Annotated in this window: 20 protein-coding genes, 1 pseudogene and 1 riboswitch; of the genes and pseudogenes, 18 read left to right on the forward strand and 3 right to left on the reverse strand. The window is 60.0% G+C overall.

Annotated elements, in window-relative coordinates; all coding sequences use genetic code 11:
* The first annotated feature begins 138 nt into the window (after positions 1-138).
* From hemA to AC5ZG1_RS38050, 8 genes and pseudogenes are all read left to right on the forward strand, one after another.
* Positions 139-1362: a 5-aminolevulinate synthase gene (gene hemA, locus AC5ZG1_RS38015; protein ID WP_028167726.1), complete on the forward strand. Its 1224-nt coding sequence runs from the start codon at positions 139-141 to the stop codon at positions 1360-1362.
* 26 nt (positions 1363-1388) lie between these two features.
* Positions 1389-1640 (forward strand): annotated as a pseudogene (locus AC5ZG1_RS38020) (DUF2849 domain-containing protein); the annotation flags it as partial.
* A 102-nt stretch (positions 1641-1742) separates the two neighbouring features.
* Positions 1743-3401 (forward strand): nitrite/sulfite reductase, encoded by a 1659-nt coding sequence (locus tag AC5ZG1_RS38025; protein WP_245287551.1) that lies wholly within the window; start codon positions 1743-1745, stop codon positions 3399-3401.
* Complete coding sequence (locus AC5ZG1_RS38030; RefSeq protein ID WP_051397129.1) at positions 3385-3897, forward strand: DUF934 domain-containing protein; 513 nt, start codon at positions 3385-3387, stop codon at positions 3895-3897. Before AC5ZG1_RS38025 ends, AC5ZG1_RS38030 begins: the two co-directional genes overlap by 17 nt.
* The gene (locus tag AC5ZG1_RS38035; protein ID WP_464349031.1) at positions 3894-4469 is read left to right on the forward strand and encodes a carboxymuconolactone decarboxylase family protein; all 576 of its coding nucleotides are present in this window, start codon (positions 3894-3896) and stop codon (positions 4467-4469) included. The genes AC5ZG1_RS38030 and AC5ZG1_RS38035 overlap by 4 nt, the downstream gene beginning before the upstream one ends.
* A 6-nt stretch (positions 4470-4475) precedes the next feature.
* A complete protein-coding gene (locus AC5ZG1_RS38040; protein ID WP_496135954.1) occupies positions 4476-5552 on the forward strand; it encodes an acyl-CoA dehydrogenase family protein in 1077 nt (358 codons plus the stop codon).
* An 18-nt stretch (positions 5553-5570) separates the two neighbouring features.
* A complete protein-coding gene (locus tag AC5ZG1_RS38045) occupies positions 5571-6740 on the forward strand; it encodes a phosphoserine transaminase (protein ID WP_028167722.1) in 1170 nt (389 codons plus the stop codon).
* A 242-nt stretch (positions 6741-6982) separates the two neighbouring features.
* Positions 6983-7765, forward strand: coding sequence for an alpha/beta fold hydrolase (locus tag AC5ZG1_RS38050; protein WP_496135955.1), 783 nt, complete (start codon positions 6983-6985; stop codon positions 7763-7765).
* Positions 7766-7911: 146 nt separating this feature from the next.
* Here AC5ZG1_RS38050 and AC5ZG1_RS38055 read toward each other — a convergent pair whose 3' ends face one another.
* The gene (locus AC5ZG1_RS38055; RefSeq protein ID WP_496135956.1) at positions 7912-8934 is read right to left on the reverse strand and encodes a nitrilase-related carbon-nitrogen hydrolase; all 1023 of its coding nucleotides are present in this window, start codon (positions 8932-8934) and stop codon (positions 7912-7914) included.
* A 614-nt stretch (positions 8935-9548) separates the two neighbouring features.
* On the opposite strand from AC5ZG1_RS38055, the gene cyoA reads away from it, so the two are divergent.
* The 6 genes from cyoA to AC5ZG1_RS38085 all read left to right on the forward strand — a co-directional run bounded on the left by cyoA (position 9549) and on the right by AC5ZG1_RS38085 (position 15187).
* On the forward strand, positions 9549-10433 hold the full coding sequence (cyoA, locus tag AC5ZG1_RS38060) for a ubiquinol oxidase subunit II (RefSeq protein ID WP_464349034.1): 885 nt from the start codon (positions 9549-9551) through the stop codon (positions 10431-10433).
* Entirely contained in the window at positions 10433-12409 is a 1977-nt protein-coding gene (gene cyoB / locus AC5ZG1_RS38065; protein WP_496135957.1) for a cytochrome o ubiquinol oxidase subunit I, read from the forward strand. The genes cyoA and cyoB overlap by 1 nt, the downstream gene beginning before the upstream one ends.
* 8 nt (positions 12410-12417) lie before the next feature.
* Positions 12418-13038, forward strand: a complete 621-nt coding sequence (cyoC, locus tag AC5ZG1_RS38070; protein ID WP_433994555.1) for a cytochrome o ubiquinol oxidase subunit III — start codon at positions 12418-12420, stop codon at positions 13036-13038.
* Positions 13038-13412: a cytochrome o ubiquinol oxidase subunit IV gene (cyoD, locus tag AC5ZG1_RS38075; protein WP_028167719.1), complete on the forward strand. Its 375-nt coding sequence runs from the start codon at positions 13038-13040 to the stop codon at positions 13410-13412. Before cyoC ends, cyoD begins: the two co-directional genes overlap by 1 nt.
* A gap of 156 nt (positions 13413-13568) precedes the next feature.
* Positions 13569-14714, forward strand: a complete 1146-nt coding sequence (gene hisC, locus AC5ZG1_RS38080; RefSeq protein ID WP_496135958.1) for a histidinol-phosphate transaminase — start codon at positions 13569-13571, stop codon at positions 14712-14714.
* A gap of 11 nt (positions 14715-14725) precedes the next feature.
* Entirely contained in the window at positions 14726-15187 is a 462-nt protein-coding gene (locus AC5ZG1_RS38085) for a nuclear transport factor 2 family protein (RefSeq protein WP_028167718.1), read from the forward strand.
* 815 nt (positions 15188-16002) lie between these two features.
* Positions 16003-16105, reverse strand: a riboswitch (SAM-I-IV-variant riboswitch).
* Positions 16106-16899: 794 nt separating this feature from the next.
* Here the strand turns inward: AC5ZG1_RS38085 and AC5ZG1_RS38090 are convergent.
* Both AC5ZG1_RS38090 and AC5ZG1_RS38095 read right to left on the reverse strand, forming a co-directional pair.
* Positions 16900-17181: a cupin domain-containing protein gene (locus tag AC5ZG1_RS38090; RefSeq protein ID WP_051397351.1), complete on the reverse strand. Its 282-nt coding sequence runs from the start codon at positions 17179-17181 to the stop codon at positions 16900-16902.
* 422 nt (positions 17182-17603) lie between these two features.
* A complete protein-coding gene (locus AC5ZG1_RS38095) occupies positions 17604-18437 on the reverse strand; it encodes a winged helix-turn-helix transcriptional regulator (RefSeq protein ID WP_496135959.1) in 834 nt (277 codons plus the stop codon).
* A gap of 163 nt (positions 18438-18600) precedes the next feature.
* Between AC5ZG1_RS38095 and AC5ZG1_RS38100 the strand changes: the two genes are divergently transcribed.
* From AC5ZG1_RS38100 to AC5ZG1_RS38115, 4 genes are all read left to right on the forward strand, one after another.
* The gene (locus tag AC5ZG1_RS38100; RefSeq protein ID WP_464349668.1) at positions 18601-19299 is read left to right on the forward strand and encodes an alpha/beta fold hydrolase; all 699 of its coding nucleotides are present in this window, start codon (positions 18601-18603) and stop codon (positions 19297-19299) included.
* Between the two features lie 20 nt (positions 19300-19319).
* Positions 19320-19733, forward strand: coding sequence for a cupin domain-containing protein (locus AC5ZG1_RS38105; RefSeq protein WP_028169187.1), 414 nt, complete (start codon positions 19320-19322; stop codon positions 19731-19733).
* Positions 19734-19973: 240 nt separating this feature from the next.
* Positions 19974-20399 carry a MarR family winged helix-turn-helix transcriptional regulator gene (locus tag AC5ZG1_RS38110; protein WP_245287694.1) on the forward strand — a complete coding sequence of 142 codons (426 nt, stop codon included), beginning with the start codon at positions 19974-19976 and terminating at the stop codon, positions 20397-20399.
* Between the two features lie 67 nt (positions 20400-20466).
* A complete protein-coding gene (locus tag AC5ZG1_RS38115; RefSeq protein ID WP_496135960.1) occupies positions 20467-21444 on the forward strand; it encodes a nitrilase-related carbon-nitrogen hydrolase in 978 nt (325 codons plus the stop codon).
* The last annotated feature ends 52 nt before the right edge of the window (positions 21445-21496 follow it).

The following is a 21496-nucleotide window of genomic DNA, read 5'->3' on the forward strand; positions in this document are numbered from 1 at the left end:
GTTAGATCCATACAATTCGCCTGCAGTATGGTTGAGATGTATGCTTATATAACCTACTAAACTGGGCGAAGATGTATGGCATGTTTCGCCGAGACTTACCGTCTTTGAGCGACAATCGCGTGCGATGGGTGATAACCGATGGATTTCGACGCCAAGTTTCGAGAACTAATTTCCGAGATGAAACTGGACGGCCGCTATCGGACGTTCATCGAGCTGGAGCGGATCGCGGGAGAATTCCCTACGGCTCTCTGGCATCGCCCGGATGGTGGGATCCAGCGCGTCACGGTCTGGTGCAGCAATGATTATCTCGGCATGGGGCAGCATCCCCGTGTCCTTGCAGCCATGCACAACGCGATCGATATCTCCGGTGCCGGCACCGGAGGGACGCGCAACATCTCCGGTACTAATCGTCAGCATGTTGCTCTCGAAGCCGAGCTTGCCGATCTTCACGGCAAGGAGGCGGCACTAATCTTCACGTCAGGCTGGATCTCGAACCTCGCGGCGCTCGGCAGCTTAGGCCGGCTCCTGCCAGACTGCGTCATCTTCTCCGATGCGCTCAACCACAACTCGATGATCGAGGGCATTCGCCGATCTGGCGCGGAGAGGCTCATCTTTCGGCATAACGATGTCGCTCATCTCGATGAGCTGATGGGCAGCGTCGATCCAGCGCGCCCTAAGATTGTTGCCTTCGAGAGCGTCTACAGCATGGACGGCGACGTGGCGCCGATTGCCGCCATCTGCGGCATCGCTGAGAAGCATGGCGCTATCACCTATCTTGATGAGGTTCACGCGGTGGGGCTCTATGGCGCGCGCGGCGGCGGAATCGCCGAGCGTGACGGCGTAGCCCATCGTGTGACACTGATCGAAGGTACCCTGGCGAAAGCCTTTGGCGTGATGGGCGGCTATGTCGCCGGTTCGGCGCTCATGATCGACGTGATCCGGAGCCTCGCCGACAGCTTCATCTTCACTACGTCGCTTCCTCCCCACCTTGCTGCGGGAGCCCTGGCCGCCATACAGCATGTGAAAGCGCACCCTGAAGACCGCACGAGGCAGGCTGAGAATGCGGCTCGGCTGAAGGCGATGCTCAAGAGCGGGGGCCTGCCCGTGCTCGACTCGCCCACTCATATCCTGCCGGTGATGGTGGGGGATGCGCATCTGTGCCGGCGTATCAGCGAATTGCTCTTGGCCGGTCGCGGCATCTATGTCCAGCCCATCAATTATCCCACGGTGGCGCGCGGTCTGGAGCGCCTGCGCATCACGCCGACGCCGTTCCACACTGAAGCGCACATGCGTGATCTCGTCGACGCGCTCATCGCCGTGGGCCGTGACCTGGGCTGGGCCGCAGCCCGCCAAGCTGCCTGAGTCTAGCCCACCTGAAGAGATACCACATGCCCAAGAGCATCGTCACTGCAAATCGCTTATCGGATGGCGTCGTTGTCTGGTTGGGCTCGAACGGGGAGTGGACCGATCGACTTGAAGCCGCGGACGCCCTCGATGGTAACGCGCTCCAATCCGCGCTTGAGACGGTCAGAGATCGCGACCGGGATGTTGCCGTCGACATTCGGGATATTCCGGCCGATCTTGTTGAGGGGCGTCCTGTCCCCCAAGCGCGCCGCGAACGATTACGAGGCGCAGGACCAAGTGTTCGGGAGGACTTGGCCAAAACGGCGGTCGGGGAGCGGTGGGCGCGCCCACCATTGCTGGCACCACCATCGGCCACTTCGAGGTCTCCCTACGCGGGCATCTATCGCTATGACGAATATGATCGTCAGTTCCTGCGCGACCGCGCCGAGCAGTTTCGTCGACAGGTCCAGCGCCGTCTTTCGGGTGAGCTGAACGAGGACGAGTTTAAGCCGCTCCGCCTGATGAACGGCCTCTATCTCCAGCTCCACGGCTACATGCTTCGGGTGGCGCTACCCTATGGCGTGCTGGGCGCTTCGCAGATGCGGCAGCTTGCCTATGTCGCTCGCTACTACGACCGCGGTTACGGGCATTTCACGACGCGCCAAAACATTCAGTTCAACTGGCCTCGACTGACAGATGCGGCGGACATTCTCGCTGTGCTGGCAGAAGCGGATCTTCACGCCATTCAGACGAGCGGCAATTGCGTGCGCAACGTTACGACCGACCATTTCGCTGGCGCCGCTGCGGAAGAGGTTGTCGATCCGCGTCTCTACGCGGAGATCCTCCGGCAATGGTCGACTGATCATCCCGAGTTCACCTATCTACCCCGCAAGTTCAAGATCGCGATCACAGGCAGCCCTCAGGACCGCGCGGCGGTCCGCGTCCATGACATCGGCATACTCGCGAAGCGTAACGCGAAAGGTGAGCCGGGATTTCAGATCTACGCGGGCGGCGGTCTTGGACGCACGCCCATGGTCGGCACCAAGGTCCGGGACTGGCTGCCGGTTCGCAATCTCTTGCGCTATGTCGAGGCAATCCTTCGCGTCTACAACACGCTGGGTCGACGCGACAACATCTACAAAGCGCGGATCAAGATCCTCGTTCGCGACATGAAGCCGGAGCGCTTCATCGAGATGATCGAGCATGAGTTCGCGGCCATGCCTGCTGACTCTTGCGTCCTCGAGGATGACGTGGTCTCGGTGGTTGCTGCGCGCTTCGTGCGGCCGCCCTTTGTTCCCTTGCCCTCGGAAACGCCAGAGTTCGAACGTGCGGTGAAGTCGAACCGTGCGTTCAGAGCCTGGGTTCGAACGAGCACGCACCCACATCGCGAACCGGGCTACATTTCCGCGGTGATCTCGCTAAAGCCCATTGGCGGAATCCCCGGCGACGTGAGCGCCGACGAGATGGACCTGATCGCGGATCTAGCTGATCACTTCTCCTTCGGTGAGATCAGGGTATCGCACGAGCAGAACCTTGTTCTGCCGCATGTCCGCAAGGAACAGCTCCCTAACCTATGGCAGGCCCTGGTTGATGGCGGTCTTGCGACGGGGAATGTCGGCCTCGTCACCGATATCATCTCCTGTCCCGGCATGGACTATTGCAGCCTCGCAACGGCCCGTTCAATCCCGATCGCGCAGAAGATCGCGGATCGTTTCGCCGATCCGGCACGGCAAGCCGAGATTGGACCTCTCGACCTCAACATCTCTGGCTGCATCAACGCGTGCGGTCATCATCATGTCGGGCACATCGGGCTGCTCGGCGTCGATAAGAATGGCGAGGAGGTCTATCAGATCACGCTCGGCGGCGCGGCCGACGAGAAAGCGTCCATCGGCACGATTATCGGTCCCTCGGTCGCTGTCGGGGCCGTGCCTGACGCGATCGAGGCAATCGTCGACGCCTATCTCGCGCACCGTACCGACGGGGAGAGCTTCATCGACACCTGCCGGCGGCTTGGAACGGCACCCTTCAGGGAGGCGGTCTATGGCGCTCATCAATAACAAAGCGCGGGTCATCGAGGACGGCTGGAGCTATCCCGACGCGAACGGAGACGGCGCGATCCGGCCGAAGTATGTCATCCCGCTCGACGTGTTGGCGTCGGTGGGATCAGAGATTCGCATCGACGGCCCAATCGGTGTGTTCGCGGCTGCCGGAGTTACGGCTGATAAGATCCTTCCCTTCCTCGACAAGCTCGAGCTTGTCGTTGTCGAGTTCCCGAAGTTTCGCGACGGCCGCGGCTTCACCGTTGCTCGCGCGCTTCGAGACAGACATGGATTCAAGGGCGACATCCGCGCGATCGGACACATCCTGCCGGATCAGCTCGCCGCACTCGTGCAGTGTGGGTTCTCGACCATCGTAACGCCGCCGGAGCATCCGCCTGCGCAGTGGCAGCAAGGTGCTCTCTCCGCGTCCAGACTTTTGAGCGGAGGGCCGCTGCTGCAGCGCCTGATCGGACGGCGCGCTGCAGCGCCCGCGAATGAAGAGGAGAGATCATGACAAGACTGCCCCTACGAACGATTGAAGATGCTCCTGAAGCTGCTAAGGAGTTGCTCATTACCGCACAGAAGCGCAACGGATTTTTGCCCAACCTCCTGCGGGTGCTCGCCAATGCACCAGTGGCGCTGGAAACCTATCTGACGGTCTCTGGCATCAATGCGCGCTCCTCTCTGTCGGTCGCGGAGCGCGAGACCGTGCAGATCACTGCAGCCGCGACGCATGGCTGCGGCTTTTGCGTCGCCGGTCACACGTCTGCCGCCTACAAGCAGGCAGGACTCGATAAGGAAGCAGTCGAGGCCCTGCGCGATCTCGGTCATGTGCCTGATGCGCGCCTAGACGCCGTCGCGCGCTTCACGAAGGCGGTGATCGCTACACGCGGCCGCGTCGACGATGTCGAGCTCGAGGCTTTCAAGTCGGCCGGATTCGGCGACCAGGCGGCACTTGAGGTGGTGCTCGGAGTGAGCCTCGCCACGCTGTGCAACTTCGCCAACAATCTCGGCGACTCACCGCTCAACCCGGAGTTCGAGCCCTACCGCTGGGATGGCGTGCGCGCCGCTGCCGCGAAAGGATGATCCGCCGTGTCGGTCGATGCCGAGCTTGCAGCATGGTTGGACAGGAACGCCTTCAGCCTGGACACGGAGAACACCCTGGCCGGCGAACTTCTCCCGCGGCTTGCGGCGGGCGGGTTGCTTGGTGCCGGCCTACCCGTCGCCGACGGTGGAGCAGGGGGCGACGTCACGGACGGTGTCGAGGCGATCGCGGCTGCTTCTGAACATTCGGTAGCTGCCGGCTTCGTGCTCTGGGCGCATCGTAGCTACATCGAGTATCTCTTACAAAGTCCCAATGCGGGGTTGCGCCAGGCGCTGCTGCCGGACCTCTTGGCTGGACGCGTGGCCGGCGCCACCGGTCTATCTAATGCGATGAAGTTTCTCTCCGGCATCGAGGAGCTGCAGGTGAACGTGCGCGCGCAAGCCGACGGCCTCGTGCTCGATGGAATGTTACCTTGGGTCACAAATCTGCGCTGGCAAGGCTTTCATCTCGCCGTGGCTGTGGCGAGAAAGCACAGGCGAGGCGCCTTCATCGCCTCGGTAGCGCATGACGATGCAGGTCTTAGCCGCTCAGCCGACCTCGACATCATCGCGCTGCGCGCGAGCAACACGGCAGGCGCAACACTTTCGGGCGTGCAGATCGATGCGGATCGCGTGATCCATCCCGGTGCCAATGTCTGGCTGCCGGAGGTGCGCCCGGCCTTCCTCGGCCTCCAGTGCGGCATGTCCATCGGGCTGGCGCGGCGCGCGCTTGCGGAAGCGCACGGCCGCCTCGCACCCGGGCGTCAGATACTCACTGAGCCGGTGATTGCGCTGACCTCGGCGCTGGTCGAGCAGGAAAGCAATCTGCGGGAGGGGCTCCGCTCCGGCATGTTCCGAGCTAAGCCGGAGGCGCTGTTCAAGATCCGCATCGCTCTCGCCGACATCGTTATGCAGGCTGTTGGGCTCGAGCTCCAGAGCACGGGTGGCCGTGGCTATCTGAGGGCGTCCGGGGCCAGTTTCGATCGGCGCTGGAGGGAGGCCGCCTTCATTCCGGTGGTCACGCCAAGTCTGGTCCAGCTCAAGACCGCGCTCGCGGCCTACCGCGAAAGCGGAGCAGTTGCGTAGACCGGAAAGGACGCAAAGATGCGCGAAGGGATTTCTCGACCAGCTAGGAAACCTACGAACCCGAACTTCTCGTCCGGCCCCTGCCGGAAACGTCCCGGATGGTCGCTGCAGGCGTTGAACGGCGCTGCGCTAGGCCGATCACATCGCTCCAAGGAAGGCAAGGCGAAGCTTCGCGAGGTTATCGACCTAACGCGAGAGGTTTTGGAGATTCCGGACGACTATCGAATCGCAATCGTGCCCGGCTCCGACACCGGCGCCGTGGAGATGGCGCTTTGGGGGCTACTCGGGCCACGTGGCGTCGATGTCTTCGCATGGGACAGCTTCGGCGGCGACTGGGTGGTAGACATCACGCGGGAGCTCGGGCTCGGTGATTTGAGGATCTTTATGGCCGCCCATGGCGAACTTCCAGACCTTCGGCGGGCGGACCCGGAACGCGACATTGTCTTTACGTGGAACGGAACGTCTTCCGGCGTCCGGGTCCCCGATGCTGACTGGATCACCGAAGACCGGAGCGGTTTGACGATCTGCGATGCGACGTCGGCTGCGTTCGCCATGGACCTGCCCTGGTCCAAGCTCGATGTGACGACCTGGTCATGGCAGAAGGTGCTCGGCGGCGAGGCTGCCCATGGCATGATGGTCTTGAGCCCACGGGCCGTCGAGCGTCTGACTGATCACGTTCCGCGCTGGCCGATGCCGAAACTCTTCCGCATGGTCAAGAGTGGCCTCGTCATCGAAGGGCTGTTCGTCGGGGAAACGATCAACACGCCATCGCTTCTGGCAGTCGAAGATGCGATCGACGGGCTGCGTTGGGCGCGCGACATTGGCGGTCTTCCTGCCTTGAAGGCGCGGTGCCAGGAAAATTTCGACCGCGCCGCCCAATGGGTCAGCCGGAACAAGTGGTGCGATTTTCTTGCCAGTCGCGCGGAGATCCGGTCACAGACGTCGATCTGCCTCAGGATTGTCGATCCGGAGCTAGGTGGGGACCAAGTCTTGCAGTCTGTGGTGGCAAACGCCGTCGTCGCGCGGTTGGCACAGGAGCGCGTTGCGTTCGATGCCGGCGCTTACCGGACGGCTCCTCCCGGCTTCCGCTTCTGGGGCGGAGCAACCGTCGCGGCATCCGATCTTGCCTTGGCGCTCGAGTGGCTGAGTTGGTGTTACCAGGAAGTCAGGGAGGCGGTCCGAACGTGATCAATAGAGCGGGCGACGGCTTTCAACGATGAAGCCGAACATTCGCAAGTTCTCAACCGGTGTAACGGTCATCATATTCTTCGATGGAGGAAACGGCGTGATGCAATTCCTCCCGCAGCTGCCGTGCCGCCAGTTTCCCTTAGGTATAGAGGGGTCGTGCTGATCGTAGATGCGTCGGTACGGTGTAGTCCGCTTGACGCGACGGCAGCGCATTCCAAGCTCGCTCCGGAGAGCATGAGGCAATGAGCTCTTTCATCCATGACGGCCGAAGGTTGCACTATACGCTTGAGGGAGCGGGACTGGCATTGCTCTTTGTTCACGGCCTTGGCGGCAATGTGGACAACTGGATGTTGCAACGCTTAGCCCTTGCGACGACTCATCGCGTCGTCGGAATTGACATGCCCGGCCACGGTCGATCAGAGGGGCGCGAAGTACGATTCGATCGCTATTGGGAAGCGATTCTCGCGCTGACTGAGCATCTCCAGATCGAACGGATCGCAATCTGTGGCCTTTCGAAAGGTGCTCGCGTCGCTTTGATGTTCGCGGCACGCCATCCAGAACGCGTTGAGCGCATCGCGGTCGTCAACGCGTTCATCCACTTGAAGCCGGCGGACAGGGAGGCGCGCCTCAAGCTCTATGATCTGCTCCTCCTGCCCGACGGGGGGCGAGGATGGGCCGAAGAACTACTATACGCGATGGGAGTCAGCGAGCATGACGCTATCGTCCGGGGCTTCCTGCGATCGCTCAATTGGATCGATCCCCAACATATCCGGGCCCGTTTCAACGAGCTCATCGCATTCGACCAGCGCGCGGAGCTGGCCGATGTCCGCTGCCCGATCCTTCTTATCAGAGGAGAACGGGACGCTTTCGTCCCGGACTACTGTGTCGAGGAGCTCCACCAGCGGCTCGCAGGATCCTCGATCGCACGAATGCCGAGTTGCGGGCATCTGCCTTACCTCGAAGCTCCTGCACGATTCAACGCGCTGCTCACCGAATTTCTTGGAAGCTCGAGACCGGATGGTTGACCAACGGATAGAGCCCAGTAGCTCTTCGAGAGGTGCTCAAAATCGCCACCACTACGCTGGTCCAGTTGAACGATGCTTCCGCGGCCGGCCGTTCGGAACGAGGCAAAGGGGGGACGCCTCAGGCAGCTCTTGCCGAGGCGTCTTGATCACTCGATAGCGGCCGCGAGGATCGGCATCGCTGTAGGTTCCGGGAGAGGTGCCGGCAGGGCCACGGGCGGCCGCTGCAAGGCGAGTTCGCGCGAGGTGACGGTTGGCGCCACCGCTTGGTTGGTCATAAGAAGCCGGAGGAGCTCTGGGCGCGAAAAGTGGCCCACAGAATCCATTAGTCGCTTGCGGACTACGTTCAGCTTGAGATCAAGATCGGCAACCAGAATCCCCTCTCCGGAAGTCAGCGGTGGGACTACATGCCTTCCCTCTGGATCGATGATCGCAGTCATGCAGCCGCCGCGGATTGCTGCGGCCGCGCCATTCTCGCCAGCGATCTTCATGACTTGCTCCTCGGTGAGCCAAGCCGTCGCATTGACCACAAAGCAGCCGCTCTGGAGGGCATGGTTGCGAAGCTGGACCTCCGTCTGGTCGCTAAAGGTGGGGCCGAAGAGCGCACCGGGATATTGCGCCACGTGGATATCCTCATGCTGGGCCATGATCGCATAGCGGGCGAGCGGATTGTAATGCTCCCAGCAGATCAAGCCGCCGATTCTGCCGACCGCCGTTTCGACCACTTGCAGGGTCGATCCGTCGCCCACGCCCCAGATCATTCGTTCGTGATAGGCTGGCGAGATCTTGCGATGTTTCAGGCGCAGCGAGCCATCGGCATCGAAGATCAGCAGGGCGTTGTAGAGCAAACCATGGTCGCGCTCGTTGATCCCAACCGTGATCACGATGTTATGCTTGCGAGCGGCCGCCGAAATAGCGTGGGTCACCGGTCCGGGCACGGCGACGGCGTTCTCATAGAGACGGATGTGCTCGTCGCGAATGGCGCTCGGCCCGTGAGCTATTGAGAAGTAGGGGTACCAGGGCAGGAACGTCTCGGGGAAGACAATTAGTTCGACACCTTTTGACGCCGCTTCGGCGATGGCAGCGAGCACACGGTCGAGCGTCCCTTCGAGAGAAGCGAGATCGGGGGAGATCTGCACAGCGGCGGCACGAATTGTTCGATAGTCTGTCATGAATGGTCCCTTGCATCTGGACTTGGACGTGGGTTGAGGATGCCGACTGGACCGTCCGCATCGTTGCGGCACAGCAGCGCTCATGCCATACATTGTTGCCACAATAGTATGTTATTTAAGCATACACTTAAATGTTTTTGTTTGCCCTGAAGTGGGCGGGACTAGCCATGTCGCGCTACTATCATAAACGCGCAGCTGCCTGTCGCCCGCATTCACCAGGCTCGGACATATTGATCCAGCGCCATTTTCCCTCGATCTTCGCCTCGAATTGCCGAGCGCTCTCATCTCTATGGCGTACACTGAGCGGTTCAGGTAACGAAAATGTATGCTTGACGAACATACATCATGGTGTGATTTGTCAGCTATATCGAAGGCAGAAGCCATACAAACGGGAATCCAATCTGCGGCGCCTGATGAGCCGCTGATCCTAGAGGATGGGTAAGTTGTTCCAGCGCGGATCATGGTTGCCTCACACCGAGGCGAGCACAAAGGCACTCAAGCAAGGCCACGGAGGGCTCTTCAGCCATGCTTCGCTTCATAGTGGCCGACGGGTAGAGCGTGCGACACGCGAAGAGGGCGCTGCGCTCGCTAGGCTCCCGACAGTCGCGGGCCGAGTGGCCGTTGCGATCCTCCTCTTGACCCTCGGCGGCTGCGATCATCTGGAACTGATGAACCCCAAGGGGTCCATCGGCGCGCAGGAGAAGGATCTGATCCTGATCGCGCTCGGCCTCATGCTGCTTGTCGTCATTCCCGTGATTGTGCTGACACTCGTTTTCGCCTGGCGCTATCGGGAGTCAAACTCCAAGGCGACCTACATGCCCAAATGGGCGCACTCGACGCCGATCGAGATCGTTATCTGGTCGATCCCCTGCATCATCGTAGCATTCCTCGCCGTCCTCATTTGGGAGACAACCCACTCGCTCGATCCCTACCGGACGCTTGAATCGGACGTCGCGCCGGTGAACGTCGAAGTTGTCGCGCTGGATTGGAAGTGGCTGTTCATCTATCCGGACTACGGTGTCGCCGCCGTAAACCACCTCGCGATTCCCGTCGGCACGCCGATCAACTTCCGCCTGACGTCTGCGTCGATGATGAACTCCTTTTTCATCCCGCAGCTTGGCAGCCAAATCTACGCAATGGCTGGGATGCGGACCAAGCTGCACCTCATCGCCGATGAGGCTGGCACCTATGCTGGTCGATCCTCGGCCTTCAGCGGGCCGGGTTTTTCGGACATGCATTTCGACACGGTCGCTGTGCCCAGAAAACAGTTCGATGCCTGGATTACGCAGGCCAGGAACGCGCCGGTCGCGCTGGACGAAGCGAGTTACAGGCGGCTCGAGCAGCCGAGCATCAAGACGCCGGCTACCACATACGCGAGGGTCACGCCCGGACTTTTCGATAGCATCGTCGATCGCTTCATGGCGGGACGGATGCCGGCGGTGGCGCTCAACGACGCGATCTGCACGCCCCAGGGACTGGTCTCGCGGAGGAATTACTGATGCTTGGAAAACTCTCCCTCAGTGCCGCTCCGCTCAATGAACCAATCATCACAGGGACTGGCATCGTCGTCGCGATTCTCGGCTTCACCGTTCTTGCCCTGATCACCTACTATCGAAAGTGGGGTTATCTCTGGTCCGAATGGATCACCTCCGTCGATCATAAAAAGATCGGCGTAATGTATTTCGGTCTCGGGCTCCTCATGCTACTGCGCGGATTTGCGGATGCGATCATGATGCGCACCCAGCAGGCTATGGCCGCCAATGATGCCGCCGGCTACCTGCCGCCGCATCACTACGATCAGATCTTCACTGCCCATGGCGTGATTATGATCTTTTTCGTGGCCACGCCCTTTATCATCGGGCTGATGAACGTCGTGGTGCCGCTCCAGATCGGCGCGCGCGACGTCGCCTATCCCTTCGTCAATTCGCTGGGTTTCTGGCTGTCCGCCGTCGGCGCCGCTCTTGTCATGGTCTCCATGTGGGTCGGCGACTTTGCCGCGACCGGCTGGGTAGCCTATCCGCCGCTGTCCGAGCTCGAATACAGTCCGACAGTGGGCGTCGATTATTTCATATGGTCGCTACAGGTCTCAGGGCTCGGCACGACACTCACCGGTATCAACTTCGTCGTCACGATCCTGCGCATGCGCGCGCCCGGCATGGGTTTCATGAAGATGCCGGTCTTCGTCTGGACCGCACTGATCACCAACATCCTGATTGTCGCGATCTTCCCCGTGCTGACGGCCACCTTGGCGCTGCTCGCCGCCGATCGGTACTTCGGCATGCATTTCTTCACAAACGAGCTTGGTGGGAATGCGATGATGTACATCAACCTCATCTGGATTTGGGGCCATCCCGAGGTCTATGTGCTGATCCTGCCGTGCTTCGGCGTCTTCTCCGAGGTGATCGCGACCTTCTCCGGCAAACCGCTCTTCGGCTACAAGTCGATGGTCTACGCCACCTCGTCGATCGGCGTGCTCTCGTTCTTCGTCTGGCTCCATCACTTCTTCACGATGGGCTCCGGCGCTAACGTCAATGCCTTCTTCGGCATCATGACGACGATCATCTCGATTCCGACCGGCGTGAAGCTGTTCAACTGGCTGTTCACGATGTACCGGGGCCGGATCCGCTTCCACTCGGCGACGCTGTGGACCATCGGCTTTATGGTCACCTTCGCTGTCGGCGGCATGACCGGTGTCCTGCTCGCGGTTCCCGGCGCAGACTTCGTCCTGCACAACAGCCTGTTCCTGGTGGCCCACTTCCACAACGTCATCATCGGTGGCGTGGTCTATGGCTGCCTCGCCGGCATGAGTTTCTGGTTCCCAAAGGTGTTTGGGTTCAAGCTGAATGAATTCTGGGGCAAGGTCTCCTTCTGGTGCTGGCTGGTCGGCTACTGGCTCGCCTTTACGCCGCTCTACATCCTCGGCTTCAAGGGGATGACGCGCCGCATGAACCACTATGACCTGCCCGACTGGCACCCCTACCTGATCGTCGCTCTGGTCGGCGCGGCGATTATCGGCATAGGCATCATCGCCATCCTCATCCAGTTCTGGGTCAGCATCAGGGATCGGGAGAAGAACCGCGATCTGACGGGCGATCCGTGGAATGCCCGCAGCCTGGAGTGGTCCACGGCCTCGCCGGCGCCCTTCTACAACTTCGCCCATATTCCCCGTATCACCTCGCTCGAGCAGCATTGGGAAGACAAGGAGCTTGGACGAGCCTGGCGCTCCGCGTCGTACTACGAGGACATCCACATGCCGAAGAATACGGCGGCCGGCTTCGTGATGGGCGTCTTCAGCTTCGTCCTGTGCTTCGCGCTCGTCTGGCACATGTGGGCGATCGCCGCGGTTGGCCTCTTTGGGATGGTCGGCACGTTCATCGCGCGCAGCTACGACCGGGACACCGACTACTATGTTCCGGCACCCGAGGTCGCGCGCATCGAGAGACAGCGCCACGCGCAAATATCGAAGGCAGTGTAACCATGAACATCTCTGTTCTCCCCAGATCGGTAGCGACGTTCGAAGCTTCAGCCGCACATCACCACGAGCATGATGACGGGTCGATGACCGTTCTCGGTTTCTGGATCTACCTGATGAGCGATTGCCTGATATTCGCGTGCTTGTTCGCCACCTTCGGCGTGCTTGCCGAAAATGTTGCGGGCGGTCCGGGCGGGCGGGAGCTTTTCGATCTGTCGTATGTTGCGGTTGAAACGGTTCTGCTGCTGGCGAGCAGCTTCACCTTTGGTGTCGCCGTACTCAACTTGCAGACCAACCGCAGGGGAAATGTCATCGCGTGGCTCGCCATCACTTTCGTGTTGGGCGCGGCATTCATCAACATGGAAATTCGAGAATTCGTCCATCTCATCGAAGAGGGAGCGGGCCCGAACCGAAGCGCCTTCCTCTCGGCCTATTTCACGCTCGTCGGCACGCACGGATTGCACGTGACGGCGGGGCTGATCTGGCTTGCGGTGATGATCCACCAAGCCTCCCACTTTGAGCTGGATGGGGTCATTCGTCGGCGTCTCGCTTGTCTCAGCCTCTTCTGGCACTTCCTCGATCTGGTGTGGATCTGCGTCTTCACCTTCGTTTACCTGCGCGGGGTGCTGTGATGTCGAAAGCGAGTATTTCAAACCACATTGCAGATGATGCCCCCCACGCTACACTTAAGTCCTACGTAGCAGGCTTTTTCCTGTCGCTCGGATTGACCGCACTCTCGTTTGGAGCAGTCATGAGCGGTGCCGTTGCTAGGGACATGATCCTGCCGGCGATAACGCTGCTTGCCGTCGCTCAGTTGCTGGTGCAGCTCGCGTTCTTTCTCCATCTCGGAACCGCGCCAGAGCAGCGGAACAACACGGTGATTTTTCTCCTCACTGGCCTGCTGATCGCGACTGTTGTCGTCGGCTCACTGTGGGTCATCCACAACGCGAACGTCAACATGATGCCGACCCAAATGTCGATCGATCGCGCTCGGGCGAAGGACTGACTTGAGCGACGTGCCCGGCGATCGGCGGAGATCTTCGTCCAGTCGCGTCCCTATTGGAAGGCCGCATATGTGCCTGCATCGCTCTTCGTTGCAGCCGATCTTGGTCGCGGAGCGATCCGCCGGTTATGCACCCGACCGGCCCAGGCGGAGACGCTGATGTACGAACGAATGCATGTTTGCCAAATTGAGGGTTACGTACCGGGCCTCCAGCCCGATAGCGGCGCGATCAAGCTCAACACGAATGAGAATCCTTTTCCGCCCAGCCCGAGGGTGATGACGCATCTCAGCAATATTCTTCCCCTCACACTCCAGCGCTATCCGGATCCGTCGGCCATGGCGTTTCGTCTCGTTGCCGCGCGCGCCCACGGCGTTGCGCCTGATCAGGTTATTGCCACCAATGGTGGCGACGAGCTGCTGCGACTGGCGCTCGCGACCTTTGTCGATCCCGGCCGCGCGGTCGGCATCGTTTCGCCCGGTTACGGCTTCTATTCCTTGCTCGCAGGTCTCCATCCTGCGCCCGTCTGCGACGTTCCCTTGACCGAAGCTTGGCAATTGCCCGAGGAAACTGCGAGCCGCTGGAATGCCGCCGGCGCGCAGCTCGCGTTCCTCACGAACCCCCACGCCCCATGCGGAACGCTTTTTCCAATCGCCACGATCGAACGGCTCGCCGCGTCCTTTAAGGGTGTACTCGTTGTTGACGAAGCCTATGTAGATTTCGTTGATCCGGCGCTAGGCTATGATGCGACAACGCTGATATCGCGGCATCAAAATGTCCTTCTGCTCCGCACCCTGAGCAAAGGATATTCGCTCGCCGGTCTCCGCTTGGGTTATGGCCTCGCCGATGTCAGGCTGATCCAGCCAATCCTTCACAAAACGAAGGACACCTACAACGTCGATGCAATCGCCCAAATACTCGGTGCGGCGGGGCTCGACGACCGCCTGCATGCGAGCGGTACTTGGGAGGCAGTTCGGAAGGAACGAGAGACACTTTCGCGCAATCTGCAAGACTTGAACCTCGCTGTCGGCCCATCTCAAGCCAACTTCGTTCTCGTTTCGCTCGCATTGTTTGATGGCAGCTGCAGCGCACGCCAAGTCGTCACGAAGCTTATGGAGCGGAACATCTATGTCCGCTGGTTCGATACCGATCGGCTGCGTGACAAGCTGCGAGTCACGATCGGCACTCCGCAGGAAAATGCGGCGCTCATCAGTGCGTTGCGCACGATTCTCGGCCGACCGGATGGTAAAATTGGATATGGCCGAGCCTTGAATGTTCATACTTGCAAATCGTACCTGTCAGTATAGGAGAAACTGAAATGACTATCATTGCACCACCATTCACGCTCGAGAGCGCAACACAAAAAGTTCGCCTGGCAGAAGACGGATGGAACAGCCGCGATCCCGAGAAGGTGTCGCTGGCTTATACGCCGGACAGCCGTTGGCGGAATCGCTCTGAATTTGCCAACGGACGGACCGAGATCGTGGCGTTCCTCACCCGAAAGTGGGCAAAGGAGCTCGACTATCGGCTGATCAAGGAGCTCTGGGCCTTCACCGATAATCGGATCGCCGTCCGCTACGCCTATGAGTGGCATGATGACAGCGGCAATTGGTTCCGTTCGTATGGTAACGAAAACTGGGAATATGATGCCGCAGGGTTGATGCAACGCCGGTTTGCCTGCATCAATGACCTTCCCATCAAGGAAGCCGACCGGAAGTTTCACTGGCCTCTGGGGCGGCGTCCGGACGATCACCCTGGGCTTTCGGAGTTGGGGCTTTGAACCGCGCTCGACGAGCGCTCTGACGTCATATCCCTCCTCGCCAGAGTCTTCCCCGAGTTTGGCACGAGGGAAGCTTCGCTCAGCCGGGGCGAGAAGGACAGCCTCCATTAGTTCTTTCTGGGCGGCAGCGTGGGCTCGTCGTATCGAACACCAGCAGCGCTGGGATAGATGATCCGAGGCGTGCCGTAGCCGGCATCGAGCTCCTTGAACACAGCCTACTAGTTTGCCGCCGAGGCCGCCCTTGGTCCGGAGGTATGATGATGGCGGCCTCATCTCGTTGCTGATCCGCTTCTGCCGCCACCGTATTCCGTCTTAACTCCTGCTCGAAGGCGCCAACGATTCCCCCATCTCTTGGCTTGTGAGCAGGCCGGGCATGTGGGGCGGCTCCGAGCCTGAAAAATGAAGGCGAGAGCGGACTAGTCTCTTCATTAGGATGCTCGCCGCATCGCGCGGACTTCCGACGCGAACCGCTCCGGCCACACAGCCGCAACTGATCTTCCGCTTGATCCAGGCGCGATCGCCGTTGTCGCGGGCGTCTAAATTCTCTCGCGTGGCCTTCTCAGCTGGTGTTGTTAGTGACCACAGGCGGTCCCCATGGTCATCACGTGCAAGAAAAAGCGCTTCATGAAGAGTGTCGATTCCGACGTTTAGGTGCCATGCCCCAGCGAACACCGCGTCATCTGGAATATCTCCCCAATTCTGGGGCTGATGACTCCAGGGATCGACAAATGCGCTCTGATGCTCATCGAGGGGACTAGAGAATACGTCAGCCATAAAAAATACCTCCATCGCATTGGCGAGGAGGCTGACACCCGTGCGACCCGTATCGTTGCCGAATTGGCCGCATCCCCTTGCGGGAGCCACCTTGCCCGGGACGGCAGGTTGGCGAGGGCGTCAGCCCCTCTCTTGATGCACGCTAACAATATAGTGGCTTTGGAGATTCTTCCAGAGCGTCACTAGCCCCACAGTTTTTCGACAGACCAGGGGCCCGCTCCTCCTCGGATCTGCGCCGCGAACGGGAGGCGGATGAGTAGTCGATCCTAGCAGTCAGTCGCAACGGTGCTGAACGGGCGTTTACGCCTGTTCAGTCAATATTCAAAACGAAGCGGATAGTTCGCGCGAGCACCTCTCAGAAAGGAGGAGGCACCAAAATGAAGCGGCTTCTGATAATCGGACTACCGTCTGTGCCTTTGCACTCGCGCCAACCGTTTCGGCATCGGCTATGCCCGTAGCAACCCCCTATACGCTGGGCGGAGCCGATGAAGCGGTTATTCAGGTCAAGGGCGGCCACGGGCATGGGCATGGGTGGGGCCATCACGGCGGTCGCGGCCATCACTTTGGTTGGTACCGTGGCCATCACTACGGTTGGCACCGCGGCCACCACTGTGGCTGGTGGCATCATCGCCATTGGTGGTGACTTTCACCTCATGAGAAAGGGGGCTGCAGTAATTGGCGGCTTCTTTTTCGCTCAATGTCGTCAATCAAGGACGTTCGCAGTTCGGTCACTATCGCGGATAAACCAGACATAGCGTCGACGACTCGCTTCGGCCGCGATGACCCGGATGCATGGTACGTGAAGCGGCGTTGAGCCGCGTGAGACATCGCATGCTTTCGGCTGGAGTCAGGGAGCGTACCAGGGGCAAAGCGGCGGATAACGCTTTGCCGGTTTGAGTGGTCGGCTGCGCGCAGCGAGTAATCGCGGTGGCGAAAAGTCAACGCGCCGGAACGAAATCGATTTCACCCACACCTTGTAAATTCAGAAACGTGAGCGATTTCGCGCCACCGTTGGTCACCAGATGCGGTCGCGCCGGTCTGACTACATAGACTTCGCCGGGCTTCAGATTCACTTCCTCTTTTGGGTCCTGCAAGAACAGCTTCACGTGTCCTTCCAGAACGTAGAAAGTATCGGAGATATTGGTGTGGCTGTGCCAGGGCACCTTCTGCGTCAGCGAGAGCTGCAAACTCCAGAATACGAAATCCCGGGCGGACTGCATGCTCAACACGACGCTCCACCTCATAGAGATGGCTGGAGTCCGGATGCGCTTCCTTCATGTCGGGCTTCCCTAGTGGGCAACTAGTAGATCCGACGTTGCCACGCACCGCAATGGCGCTCTCCTGTTTGCTGCGGTGCAGAAGTCCGCATGTGGCCTTCTGAGACATGCCAACTGCTATGATGAATGGCCGCATTCGGGGGCAAAGCGGAAAACATGGGCTCACGCTGAGTTCTTCGCATTTTGACCCGAAGCGGTCCTCGGAGCGAAATCGAGGTCGGGCTGGTTCGCGCATCTTAGCTGGCCCATGAGAGTCGGGGGGACTCGAGACAACCAGACGGGCGGCTGATGTCCCCCGGGAGGTTGCAGCGGGCCCCCGCTCGAGATCACTCCAGGGATAACGAACAACCGAGCCAAGGACGGCGTTACGGTGACCGCGAGTCGTACGCGCGCCTGCGATCTGTCGCGCGCGAACCGCCGGGCGACCGAGCCCGCATTCCGCGGGGGCGGGACGGCAGCCGATCCGAGTGATCGGTCTGAACGGGAGCAGGCCCAGCAGCCAAATGCGGGGCTGGAGCATTTCGGCCGTTTACCATTTCAAATCGCAGCCAGACAGGAAACGCTCTTGCAATCTGCAGATCGCCATCGAGCTGCAGCGTAGTGCTGGCCGCGTCGCGCCATTTCCTATGGCCAAGATAGACCTCGACGTAATCGCGGATATTGCCGCGAAGTGTAAGATCGACGGCAAATCCCGGGTCCTTCATGCATACATCGACGCCCGATCGTCCGAGGATCAACCACATGATTCGGAATTTCGTACGGCTCGCCGGCACGCCTGAAAATTCGAAGCGCAGGACGATCCGGCGATCCGGCAACGCGCTCAGATCAACACGCCTGCGCAATCCCCATATCAGGAGGGCGGGATCAAGATCGGAACGTTTGATCCGGTCCCGGGTGTGGGTCATTCCCCACTGGCCGAGTGCTTCCACCACCGCACGCAAGTCCTCGCCGGCGGGCGTGAGCCAGTACTCATGACCGGCGCCATCGGAGCGCGGCCGGCGATCAATGACACCGTAGTTCTGCAGCTCACGCAGCCGGGCGACCAGGACGGCCCGGGAGATCAGCGGCACGCCGCGATGGATGTCGCTGAAAGAGAGTGAGCCAGCCATCAGCTCGCGCACGATGAGCGGAGTCCAGCGGTTGGCGAAAATCTCCGATGCCTTTGCGACCGGACAGAACTGACCGTAATCGGTTGACATGCGCGCGATGTAGTCACCCGCGGGTCAACTTCAAGTATGAAAAACAGACTAGGCAGAAGGAGGCGCCTCCTCCACATGTCGGCGCGATGCCGCTATTTGCGCGGTCCCTTTCACCTTCAGGTCGTCTCGTGTTCGGCGCCGATATCGCAAGGAATACATCGCAATGACAGATTACGTCCTAATCCACGGAGCGTGGCATGGCAGTTGGTGTTGGAGTCGCGTGCGCGGCCTGCTGGCGTCGGAAGCGCACAGGGTATTTACGCCAACGCTGACGGGCATTGGAGAACGCTCGCATCTCTTGAGCCGCGATGTCGGCCTCGACACCCACATCGCAGATGTCGCCAACCTCATGATTTTTGAAGACCTGCGCGAAATCGTCCTGGTGGGACACTCCTACGGCGGAGTCGTCGCGCGTCACGTTGCCGACCGTATGCCGGACCGGGTTCGCTCTCTTGTCTATCTCGATGCTTTCGTGCCTGACAACGGCAAAGCCCTTTTTGACTACTTGCCTGATAGCGGCAGGAGGTACCGGGAGCTGGCTGTGGCCAACGGCGATGGTTGGAAGGTCCCGCCACCCCCGGCGCGGTCGTTCGCGGTCAACGCGGCAGATGCCGAGTGGGTGGACCGACAGTGCACGATGCACCCGTTGTCCACTTTTGAAGTGCCGGCGCAGATCAGCGGGGCCTGCGATGGCGTCCCAGCCATCGGATACATTCTGGCGGCCGGCTTTGAGGGGCCATTCAGGCAATTTTTCACCCAGGCAGGAGAGCGCCGCTGGTGGCAGGCGGAGCTTGCGTGCGGACATGATGTGATGCTCGACATGCCAAAAGAGCTGACAGTCCAGCTGCTACAGCATCGGTGAAAGTTCGACAGGAGCTTGCGATGAAGTTTGCATACCTAGGTTCAGTTATAATGCTACTAGCGGCGCCGCTGCGAGCGGGTGAGAATGGCATCGTGGAGAAGCCGATTTTGTCGACTTCGACAACTGCGATTGACCAACCCCTTGTCCTGTCGCTAGACGACCCACAGGTGACTGTGTCTGTGTACGAGATCCGTCCAGGCACTGTCCTGCCAGAACATCAGCACAAGTACCCGCGATACGGGTATGTCTTGTCCGGGCAGCTTCGTGTGACCTACACCGCAACCGGTAGAAGCGACGTTTACGGACCTGGCGACTTTGTCGTTGAGGCGATAGAGCGGTGGCACACAGGCAGGGCTGAGGGCTTGGAGCCGGTCAAGTTGCTTGTCATTGACCAAGTCGAAAGGGGGCAGAAGAACATCGACATCCGCAAGTGATCGACCCGCGCAGCCTTGATCATCAAGCGCGCCAGCACAGGACGTGTCTCTTGCGCTCAATCACCGTCGGGTACCGTATATCCGCGACTGACGTAAGTCGGTTACACGTTGGCGCGCCCGGTCCGGCCATGGTTCCAGTGGGTGGGACGACTGCGAGAACATATTCACGATTTGGAGAGCAATCCGTTGATTTATGTTGCATATACACTAATCTAAGTGAGTTATAGCAAGGGAATGCAAATGATCGACGCTTTGGCGAACGAGATAAATCGTGAGTGTCTACTGACGCGGACGCGCCAGATTTCACGGGTTATCACTAGTATCTATGATCAGCACCTTCGACCATTCGGCATCAACGCACCTCAGTTTTCTCTCCTGGTCGTCATCGCACGGCTTGGAGAGGCGAGCCGCGCCGAGATCGGCCGGCAAAATCATCAGGAAAGATCGACGCTAACGCGAAATCTTCAGCTGATGCTGTCAGAAGGCTGGATCATGGAAACGGCGGCTTCCAATTCTCGGGGGGGCCGGGCAATCGCGATAACGAAGGCAGGGAGAAAGCTGCTGAGCGAGGCCGCGCCAGCATGGCGCGCTGCCCAAAAGCTCGGAAAGGATCTGCTGGGCGAGAGTGGTGTGGCGGCCGTTAAGAGTATTGCCAAGGGACTCTGACGGCTTGACGCGTAGAGGCAGCCTTTTGCCCATTCCGTTGTAGATACAACATAAGGAGGTACAATCCATGAGTAAAGTTAGAGCCGCCGCGGTGCAAATCAGTCCGGTCCTATATAGCCGTGAGGGTACGGTGGGAAAAGTAGTTGAAAAAATCGCCGAGCTCGGACGTCAAGGTGTACAGTTCGCGACGTTCCCCGAGACGATCATTCCGTACTATCCCTACTTCTCGTTCGTGCAGTCCGCTTTTCAGCTCAATCTCGGTAAGGAACATCTTCGGTTGATCAATCAGGCGGTCACCGTTCCCTCGGAAGTCACCTCCGCGATCGGCGAGGCGTGCCGGCAAGCTGGTTTGGTCGCGTCGATCGGCGTCAACGAGCGTGACGGAGGAAGCCTATACAACGCACAACTGTTGTTTGACTCCGATGGAACTCTGATTCAACGCCGCAGGAAAACGACCCCAACTTACCACGAGCGCATGATCTGGGGACAGGGCGACGGGTCGGGCTTGCGTGCTGTCGACAGCGCGGTGGGGCGTATCGGGCAGCTCGCTTGCTGGGAGCACTACAATCCGCTCGCGCGCTATGCCTTGATGGCCGACGGCGAACAGATCCATTCCTCAATGTATCCCGGCTCGTTTGCAGGCGACCTGTTCTCGGAACAAACGCAGGTCAATATCCGGCAACATGCGCTGGAATCGGCATGCTTCGTGGTCAATGCGACCGCCTGGCTCAGCCCAGACCAGCAGGCACAAATCATGGAGGATACTGGCTGCAGCATAGGGCCGATCTCGGGAGGTTGCTTCACCGCAATCGTGTCGCCGGATGGGCAATTGATCGGAGAGCCGCTTCGCTCGGGCGAGGGTGAAGTGATCGCAGATCTCGACTTCGCGCTTATTGATCAGCGGAAACGCCTGATGGATTCCCGCGGTCATTACAGCCGGCCGGAACTGGTTAGTTTGCTTATCGACCGCAGCCCAACGCAGCATCTTCATGAACGCAGCGGGCATGGTCGCGGAGCCTCGGTTCAGGAGTTTGTCGAGGCATGAGGTCGACGATGTGTTTGACGGGCCAGCGTCGCGCAAAAGATCAGCTAACGAA

This window comes from Bradyrhizobium sp. Leo78, assembly GCF_059512425.1.